Consider the following 14822-nt stretch of genomic DNA (forward strand, 5'->3'; position numbering starts at 1 on the left):
AAAATTTTCACTTCTATTAATTACATCTTTAGCACTTATGCTCAGTGCTTGTAACGATGATAACGACTCAGACAATTCATCGCCAACAACACCGCCGACCAGTAATTGCAAAATGCACTGTGCACCATAATAAGAACTCAGGATAGAACTAATGAATCGTCGCGAATTTCTTTTAAATTCTACAAAAACCATGTTTGGGACAGCTGCTTTAGCGAGTTTCCCGCTTAGTATCCAAAAAGCGCTGGCAATTGATGCCAAAGTTGAAAGTGGAACTATTCAAGATGTTAAACACATCGTGATTTTGACTCAGGAAAACCGTTCTTTCGATAATTATTTTGGAACACTAAAAGGCGTGCGTGGTTTTGGAGACCGCTTTACCATTCCAATGACCGAAGGCCGAAAGGTTTGGGAACAATATGATGCTAAGAAAAATAAAATATTGCCTTACCATTTGGATAGCCGCTTAGGAAATGCACAGCGCGTTTCAGGTACGCCTCATTCATGGTCGGATGGTCAAGCCGCTTGGGACAATGGTCGTATGAGTGATTGGGTAGCGCATAAAAAGCCGCAGTCGATGGGGTACTACAAAAAACAGGAAGTGGAATATCAGTTTGCATTAGCCAATGCTTTTACCATTTGTGATGCTTACCACTGTGCGATGCATGCCGGTACCAATCCAAACCGTAAATTTATCTGGACTGGAACGAATGGTCCTACAGGTGCAGGTGTTGCCAGTGTTGTAAATGAGTTTGATGGTATTGGTCCTTCAAATGAGGGTTATGAATGGACGACTTATCCTGAGCGCTTACAACAGGCTGGTGTCACATGGAAAATCTACCAGAATATGCCGGATAACTTTACCGACAATCCTCTAGCCGGTTTCAAACAGTATCGCCGTGCGAATGAGCAGTCGGGGCAACCTGTAAGTAACGATGCTCTCGTTTGCCCTGCATACGATGAAAAAATCGATGCAACACAGCCGCTTTATAAGGGTATTGCTAACACCATGCCGGACGGTGGTTTTTTAGGAACTTTTAAAACAGATATCGCTCAAGGTAAATTACCGCAAGTAAGCTGGTTGGTTGCTCCTGCGACCTACAGTGAACATCCAGGGCCATCTAGTCCTGTACAGGGTGCTTGGTATATTCAGGAAGTATTAAATGCTTTAACTGAAAACCCTCAAGTTTGGAGTCAGACGGTTTTATTAGTGAACTTTGATGAGAATGATGGTTTCTTTGACCATACTCCTTCACCAAGTGCCCCTTCTAAAGATGAAAAAGGTGTAGTTCAGGGGAAAACGACTTTAAGTGATCAACAAGTATCTTATGAGTACTTTACCCATCCAGCAGTCGCTACAGCAAAATCTCAACCCGCAACAGATGGACGTGTTTATGGACCGGGTGTACGCGTTCCAATGTATGTGATTTCACCGTGGAGTCGTGGGGGATGGGTGAATTCACAAGTCTTTGACCATACTTCTATTTTACAGTTCTTAGAAAAGCGTTTTGGTGTGCAAGAACCAAATATTAGTCCATACCGTCGTGCCGTGTGTGGCGATTTAACTACAGCTTTTGATTTTAAAACCCCGAACCTTTTGCCTGTAAATGAGTTAGTAGGTAAGAAAACAAAAGCAGAAGCCGATGCTATTCGTGTTGCTCAAGCTTTATTGCCACAAGTTCCGGTTCCAAGCCAGCAACAATTTGCACAGCAGGAAATGGGCATTAGACCTTCACGTGCTTTGCCTTATATTTTGCATACCAGTGCTAAAGTTGATGCAGCACAAAAGACAGTCAAGCTGATGTTTTCAAATACAGGTAAACAGGCAGCGGTTTTCCATGTGTATAACCGATTAGATCTTACAGCGATTCCACGCCGTTATATGGTTGAAGCGGGTAAACAGTTAGATGATGTCTGGAATGCTACAAATGGGCAGTACGATTTATGGGTACTTGGGCCAAATGGTTTCCATCGTGCGTTTAAAGGTAATTTGAGTCAAGTTAATCAGACTCAAGCATTGCCGGAAATTAGAGTGTGTGTGGAAGAATGTGATGCGAATTTATATTTAAAAGTGCGTCATGATGGTAATAAGTCAGCCAAGCTCACAGTCAAGGCAAATGCTTATCTTCCAAATAAGACATGGACTATAGAAACGGATCATTCTGAAAAAGAACTGGTTTGGGATATGTCTGAATTTGGTGGTTGGTACGACTTTACAGTGACCTTAGCTGATGATGCTACTTTTACCCGTCGCTTTGCTGGCCGTATTGAAACCCAAGAAGATTCAATTTCTGATCCATATATGGGTTATTTAGAGTCTTAAGTTGGTAAGTTATTTTCCTTAATGGGGGTATTGGAATTTATTCCTCATTAGCTGGTGCCAAAAGTCATCTGCAACCTGTCTATAATCTATAAGGATCTTATTTTTGCAACAAAATAGGATAGAGGATGAAAGTGGGCAGGTTTTGCAGATGACAATGCCTTTGGTCTTGCATGGCTTTAGTCGCCATTCAGGGCAAAACCAAAGTAACAGAATTAGCTGTTGGCAAAAAATTCTAGACGGTAAGACTCCGTCGCGTAGGTTGGTAGAGAAAAACAAGATATCCCTGTCACAATAGTAAATACAGGGTTTAGGCTGTTGATATAAAATTGTATTTGGGGGGAGAGACTGTTGTACAGATGAATAATAAAAATAAAGACTTACCTTTTGTAACAGAATCTCCTAAGCCTCGTCATATTTATCTTTTACCTTGAAACCCTGATTTTTTAAAAGTAATGGGGAAAATTTATGCTACAAGGTTTTATTGTATTATTAGCAGTAGTTACATTTGTTTTAATGGCTGCTGACCCACGTGATAGTGGGGCACAAGCGACTCAGTCAGCATGGCAGAAAACACAAGCAGCAGACATGACCAAGTCGCAAAAAATATGAATAACGATGTGGACTTTATTTAAGCATTAAAACGCATTGATAGATCAACGGCTCTAACGTCTTTAGTCAGTACACCCATAGAAATGTAGTCAACACCTGTGGTGGCAACTTTGCGTAAGTTTTCAATGGTGATATTGCCTGATGCCTCTAACTTACAACGGCCTGCAACATGTTTTACAGCATCAATCATTTGCTGTTGACTAAAGTTGTCTAGCATAACAATGTCTGCACCAGCTTCAAGCGCTTGATTTAGCTCATCCCAAGTTTCAACTTCGACTTCAACAGGTTTACCCGGAGCAATTTGATGGGCTTTGGTAATTGCCTGAGCAATACCACCAGCCGCCATAATATGGTTTTCTTTAATTAAAAACGCATCAAATAAACCTAGACGATGGTTTTGACCACCACCGATAGCTACAGCATATTTTTGTGCAATACGTAAGCCTGGCAAGGTTTTGCGTGTATCGAGGAGTTTTGTATTTAAACCTTCGAGCTGTTGAACATATTCAGCTGTTTTTGTCGCAACCGCAGATAAAGTTTGAATAAAGTTTAAAGCAGGGCGCTCTACAGTGAGTAAGCTACGTGCAGAACCAGCAAGTTTTAAAAATGCTTCGTTTGCAGCAACACGCTCGCCTTCTTGTTTTAACCAAGTCACCTGAACGGTATTGTCATAAGCTGAGATGAGTGCATTTACCCAAGGTTGGCCAGCTAAGACCATATCTTCACGGCTAATAATAGTCGCAGTGGCTTGCTCATCTTCGGGTGTGAGCATAGCGGTAATATCACCGTCCCCAATATCTTCTTGTAATGCTTGTTGAATATTGATTTGAATTGATTGTTCAAGCAAAGACTGAGGTATGCTCATACGGTTTCCATTTTGTCGATGACCCTAAAACTTGCGATATATTAGCACCGTCGACTTTAAAAATAAGCTGTTTTATGAGATTAATCGCGATAAACAATCGCATTTACTACTTTGAAAAGTAGATAACTGTTTTAAACTAAAACAATTGGCAAGCAATTTATTGGCATCTCAATGAAGCAAATTACACCGTATGAAGTTATAGATGGACAATTAAAAGGGGCGAGACAAATCCCTTCTCCAAATTTTAACCAGCGTCCGACTGGTACCGAAATTCAAATGATTGTGGTTCATAATATTAGTTTGCCGCCATCTCAATTTGGAGGTGGATATATTGAGCAGTTTTTTCAAAACAAGTTAGATTGGTCAGTTCATCCTTATTTCCAGACCATTGAAGGGATGCAGGTTTCTACGCATTTGCTGATTTTACGTAGTGGGGAAGTACTACAGTTCGTTAATTTTAATGATCGGGCATGGCATGCAGGGCGTTCGAGTTATTTAGCCAAAGTAGAATGCAATGATTATTCAATTGGGATAGAGCTTGAAGGAAGTGATGATTTGCCCTTTGAAGAAGTACAATACAATGTATTAACCGACGTCGTTACAGCCATTCGTCAGGCTTATCCTGAAATTAAAAACCATATTGCAGGACATTCAGATGTTGCACCCGGCCGAAAAACTGATCCGGGACCTTATTTTAAATGGCAGCACTTTAGACAATTGTTGGGTCAGAAAAAAACTTGAGTTTGTTCATCATTTCACAACGAAAAGATTTTCTAGTTTCATTACAATAGCGTCTTTCGAATATAGCTGTAGGTGAGTACGATGGCATTATGGCGATCGACTTTTATTGTCAGTGCAATGACGATGTTGTCACGAGTGTTAGGATTAGTGCGTGATGTTGTATTGCTCAATGTGTTTGGTGCGGGTAAAGATTTCGATACCTTCGTCGTCGCTTTTCGTATTCCCAATTTCTTTCGACGATTATTTGCCGAAGGTGCCTTTTCTCAGGCCTTTATTCCAGTATTAACTGAATATAAAACAGGCCGAGCACACGCTGAAGTGCAGATCTTAATTAGTCGGGTATTTGGCTGTTTGCTGACAATCATGACCCTACTCACTTTTGTTGCTATGGTTCTAGCCCCCGCAATCATTTATATGTATGCCCCGGGTTTCCATAGCGATCCTGAAAAGTTCGATTTAGCAGTCAGCATGTTTCGTCTGACCATCCCTTATTTATTGTTTATGTCGCTGACAGCTTTTGCCAGCAGTATTTTAAATAGTTATGGTTCGTTTGCTTCACCAGCTTTTTCACCAGTTTTGCTGAATGTCGCGATGATTGCCGGGGCATGGTGGCTTACGCCGTATATGGCTGAACCGATCAAAGCATTAGGCTGGTCAGTTGTTGTGGCGGGTGTTTTGCAGTTAGCGATACAAATTCCAGAGCTATGGCGTAAAAATCTGCTGATCCCACCTAAAGTTGATTTTAAACATGAAGGTGTAGAACGCATTTTAAAGTTAATGCTGCCAGCATTATTTGGGGTATCTGTTACCCAGATTAACTTGTTATTAAATACGATTTGGGCCTCTTTCATGCAAGATGGTTCAGTATCTTGGCTCTACAGTGCAGAGCGTATGACTGAATTGCCGTTAGGTTTAATTGGTGTTGCAATTGGTACAGTGATTTTACCTTCACTTTCTGCCCGTCATGCAGAACAAGATCAAGCAAAGTTCCGCGGTATGATCGACTGGGCTGCAAAAATTATTGTATTAGTTGGCTTACCAGCAAGTATTGCCTTATTTATGCTTTCTACACCGATTATTCAGGCATTATTTCAGCGTGGCGAGTTTGACCTACGTGATACACAAATGACAGCTCTAGCACTGCAATGTATGAGTGCGGGCGTGATTTCGTTTATGCTGATTAAAGTCTTTGCACCTGGTTTTTATGCACAGCAAGATACCAAAACACCAGTACGTGTTGGTTTAATGTCAGTCGCAGCAAATGCTATTTTAAACGTTATATTTATTGGTTTCTTTAAGCTGATTGATTGGCATGCAGAGCATATGGCACTTGCTTTGGCATCTTCAGGCTCGGCTTTGGTGAATGCAGGTTTACTCTACTTCTATTTGCATAAGCGTAATATTTTCCGGTTTGGTTCACATTGGAAAAAGCTGTTTCTTCAATATGGTTTAGCGAACCTTGCCATGATTGCAGCACTTTGGTTTGCGTTAAATTGGTATAACGGTGAACTTTCACAGTGGTTACGTGTTGCCGAAGTGGTTGGATTGTGTGTAGTCGGCGTAGTCGCTTATCTGGTTGCTCTCGTCGTTACAGGTTTTCGTCCTAGAGACTTAAAACACTAAAAATAAAAAAGCGATCTTAACTGATCGCTTTTTTATATCTAATGAATTTATTTTGGTAAAACTTGTAGTAATTCAATATCAAAAATTAAAGTACTGTTTGGGCCAATACTATCACCAGCACCGACCTCACCGTAAGCAAGATTAGCTGGAATAAAGAAGCGAGTCTTTCCGCCTTCTTTCATGGTTTGCAGACCCTCTGTCCAACCAGTAATTACTTGACTGAGCTGAAACTCAACTGGATGATTACGGGCAATAGAACTATCAAATACGGTCCCGTCGAGTGAACGACCTTCATAATTTACTTTAACACGAGATGTGGCTTTCGGCTTTTGACCATTACCTTCTTTTAATACTTGGTATTGAAGACCAGATTTAGTCGTGATTACACCTGATTTTTTTGCATTGTCAGCAAGAAATGCTGTACCTGCTTGGGCATTCTGTTGACCTGTTTTTTGAAATTCGACGAGTTGTTTGGCTTCTAAGGTTTTCTTATAGTCATTAATCGCTTTTGCCATTTCTTCATCAGTTAGGCGTGCTGTTTTACTTTGTGCGCCTTCTTGAAGACCTTGGTAAAAAGTATCAAGATTTAGATCTGTTAATGCATCAGTATTATTACGACCCATCAAATAGCCATAACTATAGCTAAATTGTTCTTTTGCTGGGCTTTTATTCGTTATAGGAGTTGCAGCAAAAACAGATAAACTCATTGTTGATGCTGCAATAATTAGACCAATTTTTTTCATGCCGTTTTCCAAAAAAAAGGAGAGTAATGTTCTACTCTCCTGAATGTTTTTATTTCACTGAAATGAGTTCTACATCAAAAATCAGTGTACTGTTTGCTGGAATGCCAGGAACTTCCTGAGGGCCATAGGCAAGATTTGATGGAATGAAGAACGTCGCTTTACCGCCTTCTTTCATCAATTGAAGTCCTTCAGTCCAGCCTGGAATAACCTGATTGAGTGGAAACTCAACTGGCTCACCGCGTTTATAAGAACTATCAAAAACTTGACCATTAATTAAACGGCCTTCGTAATGTACTTTAACGATAGACTGCGCAGTGGGTTGTTTACCTGTGCCTTCTTTAGTAATGATATATTGCAAGCCAGACGCCGTAGTTTTTACGCCAGCTTTTGTTTTATTTTCTGCAAGGAATTGAGCATCGGCAGACTCAGGAGCAGCACCAGCAGCTTGTTCTGGTTTATTCTGTTGCTGCATTTTTTGCTGTAATTCTTTTTCATAAGCGGTTACAGCAGCTTTTAACTCTTCTTGAGTATAAGCACTTGGCTGCTTGCTGCGAGCATCATGAATCCCTTTCACAAATGATTTTGTATCTAGTTCAGGTGGAGTTTGCTGAGCAACTTCATACCCAAGAACATAGCTGATTTTTTCAATTGGAGAGGCATTTTTATTTGCCTTGCTTCCGACTTCTGTGGTCGGATGTTGGCTTGCATAATATACTGGTACAAGTGCAGCACCGCCTAAAACTACAGCGACAGCAATGGGTAAGGCTTTACTCATAAAAGGTTCCAAAAATAATCATTTGAGTCTAAAAAGGCTGCTTTTGATCTTAGCATGCTTAAGCATAGAATGTTTAAGAAAAAAAACGAGTGGTTTTTTATATATTTTAGTTAGTTTTAATGTGCTTAAGCTTAAAAAAATCAATAAAAAACCGGATCATTTGATCCGGTTTTAATTCTCACTTTACGCTTAATCTTCTTTTTGTGCTTTATATGCGTAAGCGTAGTTATAGCCGTAACCGTAACCCGCGCTAGCACGTTGAATATCATTGAGAATAAAGCCGTTGATCTTAACACCTGCTTGCTCAAAGCGGTTAATCGTGAGCTCAAGCTCTTTCATTTGTGACTTAGCATAACGAGCAACAATTAAGTTCACACCTGTATATTGCGAAATAATAATACCATCGGTTACTGCAAGTACTGGTGGAGTATCAATAATGATGTGGTCATATTGACTTTGAACCGTTTCCAATAAGTCTTTAAATTGCGTCGAACTCAATATTTCTGAAGGATTTGTTGGACTCTTACCACGGGTAATCACATCAAGGTTAGCGACTTGAGTTTTGTGCAATACTTTTTGTAGGTCAGCTTGTCCACTTAGTAGCTCAGAAAGCCCCGGTTTTACGTCGACATCAAAATATTTGTGCATATAACCACGACGCATATCAGCATCAATCAATAAGACGCGTTTGTCACCTTGTGCAAAAATCGTTGCTAGATTCGTCGAAATAAATGACTTACCGACTTCCGGGGAAGGACCAGCAATCATAATAATATTATTTTTTGCATTTGCTAATGCAAAGTGAATCGCAGTACGGATGCTACGTAAGCTCTCAATTGCAATATCATCACTATTTTTAACTGCAAGAATAGGAATACTCTTCTTCTTCTTTAAAATCTTAATACGACTTTCTTGAATTGGTGAACGTGGTACAGTTGCATAGACTGGCAAATCCAACTCATTTTCAATTTGACTTGAGTCTTTCACACCTGTACGTAACATATTACGTAGTAAAGCAATGAGGGCCCCAATAAAGCCACCAACAAAAATAGATAAAATTAGAACAAGCAGTTTCTTCGGCTTAATTGGCTCAACTGGTTCGACTGCCGTATCAACGATACGGACATTGCCAATTTCACCAGCTTTCGCGATACGAAGTTGTTGGTAAGAGTTTAAAAGTGCTGTGTAGAGCTGAGTTTTTACCTCTACTTCACGATACAATTGTAAATATTGACGTTGTACATCTGGTAGTTGTTTTAAGGTACTATTTAACTGACCAATTTGCTTATTAATGGCTGCTAGCTGTCCATTAATTTCACGCATTGCAGGGTGCTCAGCAGTATATTTTGCTACCATTTCAGCTTGCTTTTGTTCAAGCTCTGCTTTTTTAGTTTCTAAAGTAATACTCTGAGTTAAATATAGTTCAGACTCTTTAGTGACATCAACCGTGTTGTATTGCTGACGGAATTTATTAAATTGACGCTCTGCATCGTCTAGTTGTTTTTTGAGGTCTGGTAGCTGTTCATCCAAAAACTTTAATGTTTGTGCAGATTCAGCTGAGCGACGTTCAATATTTTGTGCGCTATAAGTCGCCAAAATTGCATTTAAAACTTTAGTAATATGCTCTTTATCTTGACCTTGATAGTTAAGACCTAAAACCCCAGTAAGTTTACCGCGTTCTGCAACTGAGTAGTTTGCACTAATGGCATTTACTGCAATTGGTAAAGATAAGTTAGCTATATTATAGGTTGTATCGAGTTGATCCCTAGTAAAGATGGCAACCTTCCACAAACCATGTGGCCCAGTAATGTGGTTAGCGTGGTTTAACGGAACATTTAATATCACTTGTTCAGTTTCTGGGTCGGTTAAGCGCAAGGATTGCTTATCAAAATTAAGTAGTAAGTTTTTATCTAAATAAAACGCTGGTACTTCAAACTGTCGGATTTCAAAACTTTTTAGGCCATCTTTAAATAGAACTGAATTTTTGGTGTATTCAGCCTTATAGTCGGTATCACTTAATAAACGATGGGTAAATGTATTTTCTGTGCTGGAAACTTGTATATTCAGATGTAAGTCTTTAATCACTGAACCCAAAACCAAACGCGATTTTAAAATTTCGATTTCTGCTTGAGCTGGTGATTTTTGCTCAATCATATTAGACAAATCACCTAAAAGTGCTGCAGAAGCACCTTTACTGTCTTCAACCTGAACCAAAGCATCAACCGAATAGGTGTCTGGTGTTACACGTAAATAGAGCAGCGCACAGACAAGGCTCAAAATAATGCACAGTGCGATTAACTTCCACTGAGCGATCAGTGAAAAAAACAATTCTTTTAAATCAATTGTATCTTCGGTATTGGTATTTTGGTTCATAAGTTTAAAATCTTGGCGTTAAATATAAGGTTTCCAGTCAGCAATGCACTGTTGAATGAGTTGGCAGGTTTCATCAAAAACAGCTTGATCGTGCTGATATGGATCTGGCACGTTTTTGTTTTGCCAATGGCCTAAACGATAAGTTTTACCTTTTGCAAAGGGCCAAGTCTGTTCAATATGCTTTTGCTGGTTGTGACTCATGACCAAAATAAGGTCAGCTTTTTTAATATGTTCAGCGCTAAGCTTACGTGCCACATGGGGTTGCATATCAATGCCTAAGCGTTGCATACACAGTTGCGCTTTATTATCTGCCTGATGGCCTACAAGCCCTGAAATACCAGCAGACTCAACATTTAACTCGGGATATTGCTGTTTTAAGAAATATTCTGCCATAGGGCTACGGCAGATATTTCCGATGCAAACCACTAAAATGTTTTTAATTTTCATAATATTATTGTCCCAAACGATCTATGTTATATAAAGCATTTGAGAATGGAATAATCTGATTAATCACACGCTGCCAGCGAGTCAAGCCAGTCGCATCAACATAGACAATATCATTACTACGTAGTCTAAATTGATTGGCTAAGCCAAAGTCGCCGATACTGAGTAGATTTAAATGATATATCTCGGTAGTACGATCATTTGGATTAGTACGTACTACATAAATCTTGCTTGCACTGGCAGAAGCTGGATTAATACCTAAACTTTCGCCTAAAGCATCACTTAACGTCATACCTTGATCACGCATTGGTAAAGCTTGGCTTTTTCCAGCTTCACCCATGACATAAATTTTTTGGTTTTCGCGAGTGCTGACATAAATTGTGTCATTGGGTTGAACCAATAGCTTATGTAATGAATATCCGGCTTTTTCTAAATCGATCGTATTTAAGTTGTAGGTTCGACCATTTCGAATGAGTTGAATATAAGTATTATCGCCCATTGTGGTGACGCCGCCAGCCATACCTAGAGCTGAGTATACACTTACTGGTTGATCACTTAGGTAGAATTGCCCACCTTTAGTAACACTCCCTTGTACAGAGAAGCGTTGGCCCTCATAGGAGAGTACGCGAACTATCACATCAGGGTTTTTTAAGAAGCGGGAAAGTTGGCTACGAAGTTCGCGATTGACTTGAGCAAGTGACTTACCAGCAGCCTTATAACGACCAACTAGAGGAAATTGAATGTATCCGCTCTGGTCAATAGGGTAACCATTGGCTTGAATTGATTGCTCGTTACTAATGCCATTAACAGGTGGCGTAATTTCAGGGTAAGCCCAAAGCTGAATAGAGAGAGTATCTCCGGGACTTAAGCGGTAAATAGGTTGTTGATTTTTAAATAAGCTTACATAGTCGCGTTGATAGTCAATTTGAGCAGGTTGAATTGCTGGTATTGTTTCTTGAGAGATTTTAACGACGTTAACCGTAGTACCGAGATCTGTTTTATAAACCCCTTCACTTGGAATATCGTAAGTTTGTAAGCCGGAAGTAACCGCACAGCTGGCAGCACTTAAACTTAAGGTAAGAATAGAGAAAAACTGGCAATACTTCACACGCGACCCTTTGTGTATTTATCTTTAATTGATATCGTCCACTGCATAGTAACAAGTGTCTATTTAAACTAAACGCAGGATGGACAGATTCTAGCTGAAAAGAAATGAAAAAACACCGAAAAATAGTAGAGCTTTGTATGTTTAGTTTATCTACGCCAGCTAAGTTGGTTATAGGAAATTAATAGAAATGTTAAAAGATATTATTTTTAACAGGATTGTTTAACTGGAGATACTTGCATTGTAAACACTTTTATACAATTGCAATACGGAGAGTAGAAAAAAACTGATATAGTTACGCTCGGCGATATTCAGTTAACATGCAACATATATTTAATAGATACAATCTTGTAAGGAAAAAGGCTAACTTTTATGCAACTTGCCGATTTAAGAATAGCGATTATAGGTTTAGGGTATGTAGGCTTGCCATTGGCAGTTGAGTTTGGAAAAAAAGGGCCAGTAATAGGGTTTGATATTAACAAAAACCGTATTAATGAATTAAAAAATGGTCAAGACCATACTTTAGAAGTTTCGCCAGAAGAGCTTCTAAAAGCAGAACAATTAAGTTTTAGTTCAAATTTAGATGATTTAAAAACAAGTAATTTTTTTATTGTAACTGTTCCTACACCTGTAGATCAGGTGAATCGTCCTGATTTAACTCCCTTGAAAAAAGCAAGTGAGACTGTAGGGCAAGCTTTAAAGAAAGGCGATATTGTTGTATATGAATCTACAGTATATCCAGGCGCAACAGAAGAAGTATGTATTCCAATATTAGAAAAGATATCTGGTCTTAAATTTAACCAAGATTTCTTTGCTGGTTATAGTCCTGAACGCATTAATCCAGGCGATAAAGTTAATACACTAACTAAAATTAAGAAGATTACGAGTGGTAGTACTCCTGAAGTGGCAGATACTGTAGATGCAGTGTACGCAAGTATTATTACTGCAGGTACTCATAAAGCTACTAGTATTAAAGTTGCAGAAGCAGCAAAAGTTATTGAAAACACGCAGCGTGATTTAAATATTGCTTTAGTGAATGAGCTATCTGTGATTTTTGATCGCATCGGTATCGATACTTTAGATGTGTTGGAAGCAGCAGGCAGTAAATGGAACTTCTTACCGTTCCGTCCAGGTTTGGTAGGTGGGCACTGTATTGGTGTCGATCCATATTATTTGACTCATAAAGCAGAAGAAGTTGGCTATCATCCCCAAGTGATTCTTGCAGGTCGTCGTATCAACGACAATATGGCCCGTTACGTTGCTCGTAACACGATTAAGCTTATGCTTCAAAATGGTATTGATGTACCTCGTGCAAAAGTTGGTGTGCTTGGTGTAACTTTTAAAGAAAACTGTCCTGATATTCGTAATAGTAAAGTAGCAGATCTTATTAAAGAATTAGAGTTCTGGGGTGCACAAGTTGTAGTGGCAGACCCATGGGCAGATGCAGCCGAAGTTAGACATGAATATGGTATTGAGCTTGGGAAAGTTGATGCTCAAAACCCTGTGGATAGTATCATTCTTGCGGTAGGCCACAATGAATTCCGTTCACTTTCAGCAAGTGAATTGCGCAGTTATATGAAATGTGAAAAGCCAGTGTTGGCTGATGTGAAGAGCCTCTTTGACCGTACAGAAATGTCAAATGCAGGCTTTACCGTATTCCGTCTCTAATTTTATCTTATTAAATTGAAGTTTTGATCATGAAAAAATTTGCATTAATTGGTGCTGCTGGTTATATCGCACCGCGTCACTTAAAAGCAATTAAAGAAACTGGTAACACCTTAGCTGTAGCAATGGATGTGAATGACTCGGTTGGGATTATGGATAGTCATTTTCCAGAAGCTGAGTTTTTTACTGAGTTTGAAGAATTCGAAGCATATGTAGAAGACCAAAAACTAAAAGGTGAAAAGCTGGATTATGTAGCGATTTGCTCACCAAACTATCTACACGCGCCGCATATGAAATATGCTTTGAAAAATGGCATTGAGGTCATTTGTGAAAAACCGTTGGTGCTGAATTCAGAAGACTTAAATATGTTATCTGAATATGAAAAGCAATACGGGTCTAAGGTAAACTCAATTTTACAATTGCGTTTGCACCCATCTATTATCGCACTGCGTGACAAGGTTCAAGCTGCGCCGGCTGATAAAGTATTTGACGTTGACCTTACTTATTTAACTTCTCGTGGTAAATGGTATCTAAAATCATGGAAAGGGGTAGACAATAAATCAGGTGGAGTTGCAACTAATATTGGTGTGCATTTTTACGACATGTTGCATTTTATTTTTGGCAAAATCGTTAAAAATGAAGTGCATTTCCGTGATGAGAAAACTGCTTCGGGTTATTTGGAATACGAACGTGCGCGCGTGCGTTGGTTCTTGTCAATTGATGCAAATAACCTCCCAGAAAATGCGGTACAAGGTGAGAAGCTGACCTATCGAAGTATTACCATTGAAAATGAAGAGTTAGAGTTTTCAGGTGGCTTTACCGATTTGCATACACAAAGCTATCAACGTGTATTAGAAGGTAAAGGTTACGGTGTCGAAGAGAACCGTGCAGCAATTGAAACAGTTGAAGTAATTCGTGTTTCGCCTATTGTTGAAAACCCAGAAAATCCACATCCATTATTGGCAAAGGTGAAAAAAGCATGAGCTTTTATCAACATGAAACTGCCATAGTCGATAATGGCGCACAAATTGGTGAAGATTCACGTGTTTGGCATTTTGTTCATGTCTGTAGTGGTGCCAAAATTGGTAAAGGTGTGTCTTTAGGCCAAAACGTTTTTGTTGGTAACCGAGTTGTGATTGGCGACCACTGTAAAGTCCAAAACAATGTGTCAGTTTACGATAATGTAATTTTGGAAGAAGGCGTATTTTGTGGCCCAAGCATGGTGTTTACTAACGTCTATAACCCTCGTTCTTTAATTGAGCGTAAAGATCAATATCGAGACACTCTGGTGAAAAAGGGTGCGACACTAGGGGCAAACTGTACGATTGTCTGTGGGGTTACTATTGGAGCTTATGCTTTTGTTGGTGCTGGTGCTGTAGTCAATAAAGATGTGCCAGCTTATGCGCTGATGGTGGGTGTACCTGCTAAACAAATTGGCTGGATGAGTGAGTTTGGTGAGCAACTCGATTTGCCTTTGCAGGGACAAGCCCAAGCTATCTGCTCTCATACTGGAGCAGTTTATCAACTCGATGGAACGACACTTACAAAGCAGGGTTAAT

Annotated in this window: 12 protein-coding genes and 1 pseudogene; 7 read left to right on the forward strand and 6 right to left on the reverse strand. The window is 39.5% G+C overall.

The window, feature by feature from the left end; all coding sequences use genetic code 11:
• Nucleotides 1-151: 151 nt before the first annotated feature.
• Both RMB03_RS10080 and RMB03_RS10085 read left to right on the forward strand, forming a co-directional pair.
• Nucleotides 152-2320 carry a phosphocholine-specific phospholipase C gene (locus RMB03_RS10080; RefSeq protein WP_311075792.1) on the forward strand — a complete coding sequence of 723 codons (2169 nt, stop codon included), beginning with the start codon at nt 152-154 and terminating at the stop codon, nt 2318-2320.
• A gap of 465 nt (nt 2321-2785) precedes the next feature.
• A pseudogene (locus RMB03_RS10085) lies at nt 2786-2952 on the forward strand (hypothetical protein).
• Here the strand turns inward: RMB03_RS10085 and nadC are convergent.
• Nucleotides 2949-3794: a carboxylating nicotinate-nucleotide diphosphorylase gene (gene nadC, locus RMB03_RS10090; RefSeq protein WP_311075794.1), complete on the reverse strand. Its 846-nt coding sequence runs from the start codon at nt 3792-3794 to the stop codon at nt 2949-2951. The pseudogene RMB03_RS10085 and the gene nadC overlap by 4 nt on opposite strands.
• A 171-nt stretch (nt 3795-3965) precedes the next feature.
• On the opposite strand from nadC, the gene ampD reads away from it, so the two are divergent.
• A complete protein-coding gene (gene ampD / locus RMB03_RS10095) occupies nt 3966-4535 on the forward strand; it encodes a 1,6-anhydro-N-acetylmuramyl-L-alanine amidase AmpD (protein WP_005037662.1) in 570 nt (189 codons plus the stop codon).
• A gap of 72 nt (nt 4536-4607) precedes the next feature.
• On the forward strand, nt 4608-6158 hold the full coding sequence (murJ, locus tag RMB03_RS10100; protein ID WP_281834233.1) for a murein biosynthesis integral membrane protein MurJ: 1551 nt from the start codon (nt 4608-4610) through the stop codon (nt 6156-6158).
• Nucleotides 6159-6205: 47 nt separating this feature from the next.
• Here murJ and RMB03_RS10105 read toward each other — a convergent pair whose 3' ends face one another.
• The 5 genes from RMB03_RS10105 to RMB03_RS10125 all read right to left on the reverse strand — a co-directional run bounded on the left by RMB03_RS10105 (nt 6206) and on the right by RMB03_RS10125 (nt 11601).
• Nucleotides 6206-6901, reverse strand: a complete 696-nt coding sequence (locus tag RMB03_RS10105) for an FKBP-type peptidyl-prolyl cis-trans isomerase (protein WP_311075797.1) — start codon at nt 6899-6901, stop codon at nt 6206-6208.
• 49 nt (nt 6902-6950) lie between these two features.
• Nucleotides 6951-7676: an FKBP-type peptidyl-prolyl cis-trans isomerase gene (locus tag RMB03_RS10110; protein ID WP_311075799.1), complete on the reverse strand. Its 726-nt coding sequence runs from the start codon at nt 7674-7676 to the stop codon at nt 6951-6953.
• Nucleotides 7677-7865: 189 nt separating this feature from the next.
• Nucleotides 7866-10049, reverse strand: a complete 2184-nt coding sequence (locus RMB03_RS10115; RefSeq protein ID WP_311075801.1) for a polysaccharide biosynthesis tyrosine autokinase — start codon at nt 10047-10049, stop codon at nt 7866-7868.
• An 18-nt stretch (nt 10050-10067) separates the two neighbouring features.
• Nucleotides 10068-10496, reverse strand: a complete 429-nt coding sequence (locus tag RMB03_RS10120) for a low molecular weight protein-tyrosine-phosphatase (RefSeq protein WP_311075803.1) — start codon at nt 10494-10496, stop codon at nt 10068-10070.
• Nucleotides 10497-10500: 4 nt separating this feature from the next.
• The gene (locus RMB03_RS10125) at nt 10501-11601 is read right to left on the reverse strand and encodes a polysaccharide biosynthesis/export family protein (protein WP_311075805.1); all 1101 of its coding nucleotides are present in this window, start codon (nt 11599-11601) and stop codon (nt 10501-10503) included.
• A gap of 369 nt (nt 11602-11970) precedes the next feature.
• Here RMB03_RS10125 and tviB point away from each other — a divergent pair, with 369 nt between their 5' ends.
• From tviB to wbpD, 3 genes are read left to right on the forward strand one after another with little or no spacing between them, the layout of a single operon-like run.
• Nucleotides 11971-13266, forward strand: coding sequence for a Vi polysaccharide biosynthesis UDP-N-acetylglucosamine C-6 dehydrogenase TviB (gene tviB, locus RMB03_RS10130; RefSeq protein WP_311075807.1), 1296 nt, complete (start codon nt 11971-11973; stop codon nt 13264-13266).
• Between the two features lie 29 nt (nt 13267-13295).
• A complete protein-coding gene (locus RMB03_RS10135; protein ID WP_017389257.1) occupies nt 13296-14246 on the forward strand; it encodes a Gfo/Idh/MocA family protein in 951 nt (316 codons plus the stop codon).
• Nucleotides 14243-14821, forward strand: coding sequence for a UDP-2-acetamido-3-amino-2,3-dideoxy-D-glucuronate N-acetyltransferase (gene wbpD / locus RMB03_RS10140; RefSeq protein ID WP_311075809.1), 579 nt, complete (start codon nt 14243-14245; stop codon nt 14819-14821). The genes RMB03_RS10135 and wbpD overlap by 4 nt, the downstream gene beginning before the upstream one ends.
• The last annotated feature ends 1 nt before the right edge of the window (nt 14822 follow it).

The sequence above is a fragment of the Acinetobacter sp. V91_7 genome (assembly GCF_031799075.1).
In the GTDB taxonomy this organism is placed as follows: Bacteria; Pseudomonadota; Gammaproteobacteria; order Pseudomonadales; family Moraxellaceae; genus Acinetobacter; species Acinetobacter calcoaceticus.

Bases quoted from the DNA above. Each gene is read 5' to 3' on its own strand.
- tviB (WP_311075807.1), top strand. From the start codon at position 11,971: ATGCAACTTGCCGATTTAAGAATAGCGATTATAGGTTTAGGGTATGTA.
- RMB03_RS10110 (WP_311075799.1), bottom strand. From the start codon at position 7,676: ATGAGTAAAGCCTTACCCATTGCTGTCGCTGTAGTTTTAGGCGGTGCT.
- wbpD (WP_311075809.1), top strand. From the start codon at position 14,243: ATGAGCTTTTATCAACATGAAACTGCCATAGTCGATAATGGCGCACAA.
- RMB03_RS10120 (WP_311075803.1), bottom strand. From the start codon at position 10,496: ATGAAAATTAAAAACATTTTAGTGGTTTGCATCGGAAATATCTGCCGT.
- RMB03_RS10080 (WP_311075792.1), top strand. From the start codon at position 152: ATGAATCGTCGCGAATTTCTTTTAAATTCTACAAAAACCATGTTTGGG.
- nadC (WP_311075794.1), bottom strand. From the start codon at position 3,794: ATGAGCATACCTCAGTCTTTGCTTGAACAATCAATTCAAATCAATATT.
- RMB03_RS10135 (WP_017389257.1), top strand. From the start codon at position 13,296: ATGAAAAAATTTGCATTAATTGGTGCTGCTGGTTATATCGCACCGCGT.
- ampD (WP_005037662.1), top strand. From the start codon at position 3,966: ATGAAGCAAATTACACCGTATGAAGTTATAGATGGACAATTAAAAGGG.
- RMB03_RS10115 (WP_311075801.1), bottom strand. From the start codon at position 10,049: ATGAACCAAAATACCAATACCGAAGATACAATTGATTTAAAAGAATTG.
- RMB03_RS10105 (WP_311075797.1), bottom strand. From the start codon at position 6,901: ATGAAAAAAATTGGTCTAATTATTGCAGCATCAACAATGAGTTTATCT.